This window comes from Sphingomonas sp., assembly GCF_040398505.1.
In the GTDB taxonomy this organism is placed as follows: domain Bacteria; phylum Pseudomonadota; class Alphaproteobacteria; order Sphingomonadales; family Sphingomonadaceae; genus Sphingomonas.
The window spans coordinates 31,657-38,184 of record NZ_JBBATX010000004.1 but is presented as its reverse complement, the minus strand read 5'-3'; the positions used below and the strand labels follow the sequence as shown (position 1 = coordinate 38,184).

General features: G+C 64.8%; 6 protein-coding genes and 1 pseudogene. 2 read left to right on the top strand and 5 right to left on the bottom strand.

Features of this window, described 5'->3' with window-relative positions:
- On the top strand, positions 1-960 hold a 960-nt coding region (locus ABWP09_RS01240; RefSeq protein WP_353203351.1), incomplete at its 5' end, for a cation diffusion facilitator family transporter.
- Here ABWP09_RS01240 and ABWP09_RS01235 read toward each other — a convergent pair.
- Complete coding sequence (locus ABWP09_RS01235; protein WP_353203350.1) at positions 957-1,985, bottom strand: polyprenyl synthetase family protein; 1,029 nt, start codon at positions 1,983-1,985, stop codon at positions 957-959. The genes ABWP09_RS01240 and ABWP09_RS01235 overlap by 4 nt on opposite strands.
- 116 nt (positions 1,986-2,101) lie before the next feature.
- Between ABWP09_RS01235 and ABWP09_RS01230 the strand changes: the two genes are divergently transcribed.
- Positions 2,102-2,386: a chorismate mutase gene (locus ABWP09_RS01230; protein ID WP_353203349.1), complete on the top strand. Its 285-nt coding sequence runs from the start codon at positions 2,102-2,104 to the stop codon at positions 2,384-2,386.
- Between the two features lie 34 nt (positions 2,387-2,420).
- On the opposite strand, the gene ABWP09_RS01225 is transcribed toward ABWP09_RS01230, so the two are convergent.
- From ABWP09_RS01225 to ABWP09_RS01210, 4 genes and pseudogenes are all read right to left on the bottom strand, one after another.
- Positions 2,421-2,834, bottom strand: coding sequence for a BLUF domain-containing protein (locus tag ABWP09_RS01225; protein ID WP_353203348.1), 414 nt, complete (start codon positions 2,832-2,834; stop codon positions 2,421-2,423).
- 132 nt (positions 2,835-2,966) lie between these two features.
- Positions 2,967-5,348 carry a polyribonucleotide nucleotidyltransferase gene (pnp, locus tag ABWP09_RS01220; protein ID WP_353203347.1) on the bottom strand — a complete coding sequence of 794 codons (2,382 nt, stop codon included), beginning with the start codon at positions 5,346-5,348 and terminating at the stop codon, positions 2,967-2,969.
- 222 nt (positions 5,349-5,570) lie between these two features.
- Positions 5,571-5,840 (bottom strand): 30S ribosomal protein S15, encoded by a 270-nt coding sequence (gene rpsO / locus ABWP09_RS01215; protein WP_188449437.1) that lies wholly within the window; start codon positions 5,838-5,840, stop codon positions 5,571-5,573.
- A 20-nt stretch (positions 5,841-5,860) separates the two neighbouring features.
- A pseudogene (locus ABWP09_RS01210) lies at positions 5,861-6,528 on the bottom strand (tRNA pseudouridine(55) synthase TruB); the annotation flags it as partial.

The window sequence follows — 6,528 nt, the reverse complement described above, 5'->3', positions numbered from 1 at the left end:
GCCGGACATAGCCACAGTCATCACGGGCACGACCATGGGCACGACCACGGGCACGGACATAGCCACGGGCATGGTCACGCCCATGCGCCGCCCGCCGGGCATGACCGCGCCTTTGCGATCGGGATCGGGCTCAACCTCGCTTTTGTCGGGGCGGAGGTGGTGTTCGGGCTGATCGCGGGGTCGGTCGCGTTGCTCGCCGATGCCGGGCATAATCTGTCCGACGTGCTCGGGCTGTGCGCGGCCTGGGCGGCGATTGCGCTGGGCAAGCGCGCGGCGTCGAAGCGCTTTACCTATGGGCTGAAGGGCTCGACGATCCTCGCCGCCTTGCTCAACGCGTTGCTGTTGCTGGTGGCGCTCGGCGCGATCGTGCTCGAGGCGGTGCAGCGCTTCGCCTCGCCCGCCCCGATTGACGGCCCGATGGTGGCATGGGTCGCGGGGGCCGGGATCCTGGTCAACGGCGCGACCGCTTTGCTGTTCATGCGCGACCGCAAGAACGACATCAACATTCGCGGCGCCTATCTCCACATGCTGAGCGACGCGATGGTCTCGGCCGGGGTCGTCGTGGCGGGGCTGGTGATCTGGTGGACCGGCGCGGTGTGGATCGATCCGCTGGTGAGCATCGTCATCGCGGTGCTGATCTTCCTGCAGACGTGGGGCTTGCTCAAGGAATCGATCGAAATGGCGCTGTCAGCGGTGCCGCGCGGGATCGATTCGGATAAAGTCTGGAGCGAATTGCGCACGCTGCCGGGCGTAGCGCGCGTCCATCACGTCCATATCTGGCCGATGAGCACGACCGAGACGGTGCTGACCGCGCATCTGGTGATGCCGGGCGGACATCCGGGGGATGCGTTTCTTGATCATGCCCGTGGCATGTTGAAGGAGCGTTTCGGGATCGGCCATGCGACGTTGCAGGTGGAATTGGCGGGCGGGGAGACGCCTGGTCCGCAGGTTGGCTGCTAGTACGCCCGCGCCACCGCGAATTCGACGGCCTCGACCATCACTTCCTTCGCCTTGCTGTTGGCAAAGATGCCGAGCGCATCGATCGCGCGCTGGCCATAATGGCGGGCGCGGGCGAGCGTGTCGTCGACCGCGCGGGTCGAGCGGACGAGTTCGATCGCGTGCGCGAAATCCTCGTCGCGGTTGCGGTGGCCCTCGATCGCCGCCTTCCAGAAGATGCGATCCTCGGCCGAGCCGCGCGCATAAGCGAGGATCACCGGCAGCGTCGCCTTGCCCTCGCGGAAATCGTCGCCGGCATCCTTGCCCATCGTGTCGGCGTCGGACACGTAATCGATCGCGTCGTCGACCAATTGGAACGCGATGCCGAGGTTGCGGCCATAGGCATCAAGCGCGAGTTCTTCCGCTTCGGGCCGCTCGGCCACCACTGCCGCGACGCGGCAGGCAGCGGCGAAGAGCGCGGCGGTCTTGGCACCAATAATGTCGAGATAGCGTTCCTCGGGCGTGTCGACGCGGCGCGCGGCGGTCAGCTGATTGACTTCGCCCTCGGCGATGATCGCGCTCGCGCCCGACAGGATGCCGAGCACCTTGAGCGATCCGTCCTCGACCATCAGCTCGAACGAGCGGCTGAACAGGAAATCGCCGACCAGCACGCTCGCCGGATTGCCCCAGATCAGATTGGCGGTGCGCTTGCCGCGGCGCAGGTCCGACCCATCGACGACGTCGTCATGCAGGAGCGTGGCGGTATGAATGAATTCGACCGCGGCGGCGAGCCGGTGGTGGCGCGTGCCCATATACCCCAGCAGCCGCGCACTCGCGAGTGTCAGCATCGGGCGCATCCGCTTGCCGCCACCCGCGATCAAATGCCCGGCGAGTTCCGGGATCAACGGAATCTGCGATTGCATCCGCGACAGGATCACGGCGTTGACCATGTTCATGTCACCCGTCACCAGCGCAACCATCGGATCGAGCGAAGCGGCGGGGCGACCCGGATCGCGGTGCGGGTCAAGGCGGTAGATGGTGGCGGTCATCGTGCGTGCGGTGTGGCGTTGCCGACACGCAAAGGCAAGCCTTTCCCGGCTTGCGCGGACGCGTAAGGGCACGCAAAAGGACAGTCCCGGGCGATATTCGGGATGGGGAGTGTGCGGTGACCGACGAAACGCTGAACGGATACCGTCAGAGCATCGACAATATCGATGCCGCCTTGGTGTGTATGCTGGCCGAACGCTTCAAAGTGACGCAGGCAGTGGGCCGCTACAAGGCCACCGCCGGGCTCCCCCCGGCCGATCCCAGCCGCGAGGAAGCACAGATTACGCGGCTACGCGGGCTGGCGCGCGATGCGAACCTCGATCCCGATTTTAGCGAGAAATTTTTGCGCTTCATCATCGATGAAGTGATCCGGCACCATGAGCGGGTGCGGGACGGGGGGTAGGCGGACCCGCCAGGTTGGGCCAAACGGGATCCGATCAATCGACCTTTGCGGCACGTTCGCGCGCGGTGGCAGCGACACGCTCGAAAATTTCCCGCAGGGCCGCGGCGGATGCCGCCTCAACCGCGCCAGCCGTTACCTCAGCCGGTGACCACGACATCGATGGCATTTCGTCATCGAGCATACGCCATTCCGGAAATATCCGCTGTTCGACCGTGTCGGAGAGTAGCAAGCGGACATCCGAATGGCGATCGTCGCGCAGGATGCGGGTGTACAGTGCATCGATGGCCGTATCCGGACCCGCGATAAGCTGGAGATACAGATCGTGGCGGCAGATCAACGCGCCGGTGATGTCGTCCCGCGCATTGTTGCGTCGCGCGCCCACCAGAATTCCGGCGAGCATCGCGCGGTCGAAGCCGAACGGTTGCGAGCCATAGATTAGCTGTTTCATGTCGCAAGCTCCTGCCGGAAGTGGCGATGCTACGCGATCGAGCGCGCTGCGGATAGCCGCTGGATCCGACCATGAAAAAGGGGCCCGCGTTGCCGCGAGCCCCTTTGCCTCTCCCGAAACGTTCGTCCGGTTTTAGTCGCGATCACCCGTCAGGAAGGCGGGCGCGAATTCGGGCGCCGGGCCGTCATCGTTGCCGCCAGCCGCACGCTCGGGACGGGGGCCACGCTCACCGCCGCCATCACGACGCGGGCCACGGCCACCGTCGCCGTCACGGCGCGGACCACGGTCCCCACCACCACCGCCGCGCGGGCCACGATCGCCGCCGCCGGGGCCACGGCCACCGTCGCCATCACGCCGCGGACCGCGATCCGGGCGATCACCGCGCGGACGCTCTTCGCGTGCCGGGCGGGTGTCTTCCAGCTCGGCACCGGTCTCCTGATCGACGACGCGCATCGACAGGCGGACCTTGCCGCGCGGATCGATCTCGAGGACCTTGACCTTGACTTCCTGGCCTTCGCTCAGGACGTCCGAGACCTTCTCGACGCGCTCATTCTTGATTTCGGACACATGGACGAGACCGTCCTTGCCACCCATGAAGTTCACGAACGCCCCGAAATCAACGAGGTTGACGACCTTGCCGTCATAGACCTTGCCGACTTCGGCTTCCTCGACGATGCCCTTGATCCACTTGATCGCGGCTTCGATCTGCGCGGTGTCGGACGACGACACCTTGATCACGCCCTCGTCATCGATGTCGACCTTGGCGCCGGTCGTCGCGACGATCTCGCGGATCACCTTGCCGCCCGTGCCGATCACGTCCCGGATCTTGGTCTTGTCGATCGTGAAGGTCTCGATGCGCGGTGCGTGCGCCGAGAGTTCTTCGCGCGTGTGGTCGAGCGCCTTGGCCATTTCGCCCAGGATGTGCGCGCGGCCTTCCTTGGCCTGCGCCAGGGCAACACGCATGATCTCGTCGGTGATGCCGGCGATCTTGATGTCCATCTGCATCGTGGTGATGCCCTCGGACGTGCCAGCGACCTTGAAATCCATGTCGCCGAGATGATCTTCGTCGCCGAGGATGTCGGAGAGAACCGCGAAATCCTTACCCTCGAGGATCAGGCCCATCGCAATGCCCGAAACCGGGCGCTTCAGCGGCACACCGGCATCCATCATCGACAGCGAACCGCCGCACACCGTCGCCATCGACGACGAGCCGTTGCTCTCGGTGATGTCCGACAGAACGCGGATCGTGTACGGGAACTCGTCCTTCGACGGCAGCACCGGGTGCAGCGCGCGCCAGGCGAGCTTGCCATGGCCGACTTCACGACGGCCCGGCGCACCGAAGCGGCCGACTTCACCGACCGAGTAAGGCGGGAAGTTATAGTGGAGCATGAAGTTTTCGTAGGACAGGCCGGTCAGCCCGTCGATCATCTGCTCGGCGTCCTTGGTGCCGAGCGTGGTCGTGCAGATCGCCTGCGTTTCACCGCGGGTGAACAGCGCCGAACCGTGTGCGCGCGGCAGGAAGTGCACCATCGCCTCGATCGGACGGATCTGCGTGGTGGTGCGGCCGTCGATGCGCTGGCCGTCCTTCAGGATGGCACCGCGGACGATTTCGGCCTCGAGCTTCTTCATCAGCTTGCCGGCAGCCATCTGGTCCTGCGGGGCGGCATCGGCGAACGCTGCTTTGCCCTTGGCGCGGGCTTCGTTGAGCAGGTTCGACCGCTTGGACTTGTCGGTCACCTTATAGGCGGCCGCAATGTCCTTGCCGATCAGCTTCTTGAGCTTGTCCTTGGCGGCGGTGAGATCGGCCTGAACGGCCATTTCCCACGGATCCTTGGCAGCTTGCTCGGCGAGATCGATGACGAGGTTGCAGACTTCGCGGCACGCCTTGTGCGCGAACTGCACCGCGCCGAGCATGACTTCTTCCGAAAGCTCCTTGGCTTCGGATTCGACCATCATCACCGCATCGCCGGTCGCGGCGACGACGAGATCGAGCTCGCCGGCCTTGATCTGTTCGATCGTCGGATTGAGGATGTATTCGCCGTCGATATAGCCGACGCGCGCCGCGCCGATCGGGCCCATGAACGGCACGCCCGAGATGGTCAGCGCGGCCGACGCGGCGACCATCGCCAGCATGTCGGGCTCATTCTCGCCGTCATACGACAGGACCTGACAGATCACGTTGATTTCGTTGTAAAACCCTTCCGGGAACAACGGGCGGATCGGGCGGTCGATCAGGCGGCTGGTCAGCGTTTCCTTTTCGGTCGCGCCACGCTCACGCTTGAAGAAGCCACCGGGGATGCGGCCGGCAGCCGAATATTTTTCCTGATAATGGACGGTCAGCGGGAAGAAGTCCTGGCCTTCCTTCACCGATTTGGCGGCGGTCACGGCGCACAGCACCACGGTCTCGCCGAGCGTCGCCATCACGGCGCCGTCAGCCTGACGCGCAACGCGGCCGGTCTCGAGGGTCAGGGTCTTACCACCCCATTGGGTGGTTACAGTCTTGGTATCGAACATTGGATTTCCTTCAACGCCGCCGACCGGATGCCGACGGGGCCTATGTGCGGACCGATGGTGGTCCGGCTTTTCCCCACCGCCGTTCGGGCTGAGCTTGTCGAAGCCCATGTCCCGTGCCCTTCGACAGGCTCTGGGCGAACGGTGGTGGTGGTACCGGGCGAGACAACCGAATTGTCGCCGCGCCCGAATAGCAAAACGGCTCCCTCTCGGGAGCCGTCCGTATTACTTGCGAAGCCCGAGCTTCGCGATGAGACCGGTGTAGCGCGCGCCGTCTTTGTGGCGGAGATAGTCGAGTAGCGAGCGCCGCTTATTGACCATCATCAGCAGACCGCGACGCGAGTGATTGTCTTTCTTGTGGCCCTTGAAATGCTCGGTCAGGTTGCGGATGCGCTCGGTGAGGATCGCGACCTGGACTTCGGGGCTGCCGGTGTCGCCTTCGACGCGGCCATGTTCCTTGACGAGCGCGGTCTTGCGCTCTGCAGTGATCGTCATGTGTTTTCCTTCGACATCGTTTACAGATTGAAACCGCGAACGACACGAACCTCGCGGTCCAGAACCTCGACCAGAGCGACCGGAACATCGTCCGAAAGCGCGAAGTAGGGGCCATCGTCTGCGGCAATCCCGATCAACACCCGCCCCTGTCGGAGCAGCCCTGCCTGATCGGGGGAGAGGGGTAGAGCCGGGATGTCGTCCAGCCCCGCCCTCAACGGCAGGATTTTGTCTTCAGACGTGCGCGCTTTACCCAATTCGGCCAGTTTGTCCAGCGATATCGCGTGGGACAGGTCGAACGGCCCGGCTTTGGTGCGGCGGAGCATGGTGACGTGGCCGACGGTGCCGAGCGCGATGGCGATGTCGCGCGCGAGGCTGCGGATGTAGGTGCCTTTGGAGACATGCGCGGTGAGGGTGATCTCTTGCAAATCCTCCCCCGGAACCGGGGGAGGTGGCGAGCGTAGCGAGACGGAGGGGGCGGGGCTGGGCGCAACAATTGCCGTCGCTCCCCCTCCACCGTTCGCTGAATGCTCACGTGTTGAAGCGAGATCGTATCCCCCAGACACGATCTTGGATGGCCGGGGGCCATCCAAAGCTTCAACACCCTCCCCCGGTGCCCGGGGGAGGATTTGAAGAGCATGCACCGTCACCGACCGGCTCGCCAACACCACCTCCGCCCCCGCCCGCGCGA